The following is a 3,468-nucleotide window of genomic DNA, read 5'->3' as shown; positions in this document are numbered from 1 at the left end:
ATTCCCGGCGGCCCGAAGGGCCGGGAAGGGAATCCAGGGGGCTCGCGGGCGGCTCCGGATCCCCTTCCCCTCCGCTTCGCTCCGGCCGGGGATGACAGGTTTGGACGTGGGGCAGTTGACAGCGCGGGCCGGGCCGCCGACATGATCTCGCATGTGCGAGAAACATGGCATGCTCGGCCACCTCAAGGCGCGCAATCGCGCCTGGGCCGAGAAGAGGATCGAGGCCGATCCGGGCTTCTTCCAGCGGCTGGTCGAGCAGCAGGCGCCCGAATATTTCTGGATCGGCTGCTCCGACAGTCGCGTCCCCGCCTCCGAGATCGTGGATCTCGATCCGGGCGAGGTCTTCTTCCCCCGCATCCTCCCCACTCTCGCCCCGCCGCAGGACGCCAATTACCTCTCGGTGCTGCAATTCGCCGTCGACGTGCTCAAGGTGAAGCATGTCATGGTGGTGGGGCATTACGGTTGCGGCGGCGTTTCCGCGGCCGTCGACGGGAAGCGTCGCGGCCTTGTCGACCACTGGCTCCATCCCATCCGGGAGGTCGCGGCGGCCCACCGCGCCGAGCTGGAGGCGCTGCCCGCCGGCTCTGCGCGCCTCGACCGCCTCTGCGAGCTGAACGTGATTCGCCAGGTGAGGAACGTGGCCTCCGACGTCTTCGTCCAGGAGGCGTGGGCGCGCGGGCAGCAGCTGGCCGTGCACGGCTGGGTCTATTCCATCCGCAACGGCCTCGTGACCGATCTCGGCGTCACCGTGACCGGCCCCGCGGAAGCGGCCGCCCTCGGCTGACGGCGCAGGAAAAAGGCGGCCACCCGAAGGTGACCGCCCGCCTCCTCATCGCTCCGAGCCAGCCGCCTCAGAGGTTCTTGCCGGCCGCATCCTTGATCTTGTTCTTGAGGTCGCCCACGGCCTGCTGGGCATCGCCCTTGGCTTCCTGCGCAAGACCTTCGGCCCGAAGCCTCTCGTCGCCGGTCAGCTTGCCGAGGCCCTGCTTGACGTTGCCCGCGGCCTCGTTGGCCATGCCTTTGATCTTGTCGGTGGTGCCGCTCATCCTGTGAACTCCGCAAGGCCCCGTCGGGGCCGGTCGGGTGAGCAACAGAAGACGCGGCGGGAATGTTCCTGCGGGGTAAGATCCAGACGGAAGGGGAACCTTCTGGAAGGTTCCCCTCGCGCCGTCTCAGCCGCCGAGGCCGAAGCTCGCGAGCGCCGCCATCCGCACGATGTCCGAATCGGTCGCGCCGAGCGGCACGATCTGGACCGGCTTGTCGAGCCCGACGAGGAGAGGGCCGACCACCGTCGCCCCGCCGAGCTCCTGGAGCATGCGCGTCGAGATCGAGGCCGAGTGGAAGGCCGGCATGATGAGGACGTTCGCCGGCCCGCTCAGCCGGCAGAAGGGATAGGTCCGCATCAGGTCGGCATTCAGGGCGACGTCGGCCGCCATGTCGCCGTCATACTCGAAATCCACCCGCATGCCGTCGAGGATCTTGACGGCCTCGCGGACATGGCGGGAACGCTCTCCTTCGGGGTGCCCGAAGGACGAGAAGGCGAGAAGCGCGATCTTCGGGTCCATGCCGAGGCGCCGCGCGACCCCTGCGGCCTCGGCCGCCGTCTCGGCGAGGTCCTGGGCGTCCGGCATCTCGGTGATGGCCGTGTCCGCGACGAGGACCGAGCGTCCGCGCGTCAGGCAGAGCGAGACGCCGATGACCCGGTGGCCGGGCTTGGGCTCGATGACGCGCCGCACCTCCTCCAGCGCCACGGAGAAATTCCGCGTGACGCCCGTGACCACCGCATCGGCATCGCCCAGCTCGACCATGGAGGCGGCGAAGGAATTGCGGTCCTGGTTGATGAGGCGCTGGCAGTCGCGCAGCAGGTAGCCCTGGCGCTGGAGCTTCTCGTAGAGATATTGCGCATAGGCCGTGTTGCGCTTCGAGAGGCGCGCATTGTGGATCTCGATGCCGTTGCGCCCGCCCAGATCCAGCCCTGCGGCTTGCGCCGTGGCCTTGATCGCCTCCTCGCGGCCGACCAGGATCGCGGTGCCCAGCTCCTGGTTCACGAAGCTGATCGCGGCGCGGATGACCTGCTCCTCCTCGCCCTCGGCGAAGACGACGCGCTTCGGGAACTTGCGCACGCGCTCGAAGACCTGCGCCAGGATGCCGGCGGTCGGATCGCGCCGCGCCTGGAGCTGTGTCGTGTAGTTCGCCGGCACGGGGCGCCCCGCGACGCCCGTCTCCACGGCGGCCTTCGCCACAGCCGGCGGGATGGTCGAGATGAGGCGCGGGTCGAAGGGCACCGGGATGATGTATTCGCGCCCGAAGCGCGGGCGCGCGCCCTGGTAGGCGGCGGCGACCTCGTCCGGCACGTCCTCGCGGGCGAGGTCGGCGAGCGCGCGCACGGCGGCGATCTTCATCTCCATGTTGATGGTGGTGGCCCGCACGTCGAGCGCCCCCCGGAAGATGTAGGGGAAGCCGAGCACGTTGTTGACCTGATTGGGATAATCCGAGCGTCCCGTCGCCATGATGGCGTCGCTGCGGACCTTGGCCACCTCCTCCGGCGTGATCTCGGGATCGGGATTGGCCATGGCGAAGATGATCGGATTGGGCGCCATGACGCGGATCATCTCGGGCGTGAAGGCGCCCTTGGCCGAGAGCCCGAACACGGCGTCCGCCCCTTCGAGCGCCTCGGCGAGGGTGCGCGCGGAGGTCTCGACGGCATGGCCGGACTTCCACTGGTTCATGCCCTCGGCGCGGCCGCGATAGATGACGCCCTTGGTGTCGCAGAGGACGACGTTGTTGGGCGCGAAGCCGAGCGCCTTGAGAAGCTCGACGCAGGAAATGCCCGCCGAGCCCGCGCCGTTGACGACGAGCTTCGCCTCCTTGAGGTCGCGCCCGGTGAGGTGGAAGGCGTTGAGGAGGCCCGCCGCCGCGATGATGGCCGTGCCGTGCTGGTCGTCATGGAAGACCGGAATCGGCATCAGCTCCTTCAGCCGCTGCTCGATGATGAAGCATTCGGGAGCCTTGATGTCCTCGAGGTTGATGCCGCCGAAGCTCGGATGGAGGTGGCGCACCGATTCGATGAAGGCCTCGGGGTCTTCCGTGTCGACCGTGATGTCGAAGGAATCGACGTCGGCGAATCGCTTGAACAGCACCGCCTTGCCTTCCATCACGGGCTTGGAGGCGAGCGCGCCGCGATTGCCGAGGCCGAGGATGGCGGTGCCGTTGGAGATCACCGCCACCATGTTGCCCTTGGCGGTGTAGTCGTAGGCGGCGGCGGGGTTCTCGGCGATGGCGAGGACGGGCACCGCGACGCCGGGGGAATAGGCCAGCGAGAGATCGCGCTGCGTGGCCATGGGCTTGGTGGCCACGACCTCGAGCTTTCCGGGCCGGCCGGAGGAGTGGAAATGCAGCGCCTCCTGGTCGGTGAAGGTCGGCCGCTTGCCGAGCGCTGGAATGGGATCGGTCATGTTCGCCTTGGGG

Annotated in this window: 3 protein-coding genes; 1 reads left to right on the top strand and 2 read right to left on the bottom strand. The window is 68.5% G+C overall.

The genetic code is table 11. The features are described 5' to 3' along the window. Window positions 1-151: 151 nt before the first annotated feature. On the top strand, window positions 152-784 hold the full coding sequence (locus PKD06_RS18495; protein WP_324382731.1) for a carbonic anhydrase: 633 nt from the start codon (window positions 152-154) through the stop codon (window positions 782-784). Between the two features lie 67 nt (window positions 785-851). On the opposite strand, the gene PKD06_RS18490 is transcribed toward PKD06_RS18495, so the two are convergent. Further along, on the bottom strand, window positions 852-1,046 hold the full coding sequence (locus tag PKD06_RS18490) for a CsbD family protein (RefSeq protein ID WP_324382729.1): 195 nt from the start codon (window positions 1,044-1,046) through the stop codon (window positions 852-854). Between the two features lie 126 nt (window positions 1,047-1,172). After that, window positions 1,173-3,455 (bottom strand): NADP-dependent malic enzyme, encoded by a 2,283-nt coding sequence (locus tag PKD06_RS18485; RefSeq protein ID WP_324382733.1) that lies wholly within the window; start codon window positions 3,453-3,455, stop codon window positions 1,173-1,175. Window positions 3,456-3,468 lie beyond the last annotated feature (13 nt).

This window comes from Enterovirga sp., assembly GCF_035325185.1.
GTDB lineage: Bacteria > Pseudomonadota > Alphaproteobacteria > Rhizobiales > Beijerinckiaceae > Enterovirga.
Note: the sequence above shows the minus strand (reverse complement) of the source record. Positions and strands in the feature narration are given on the sequence as shown.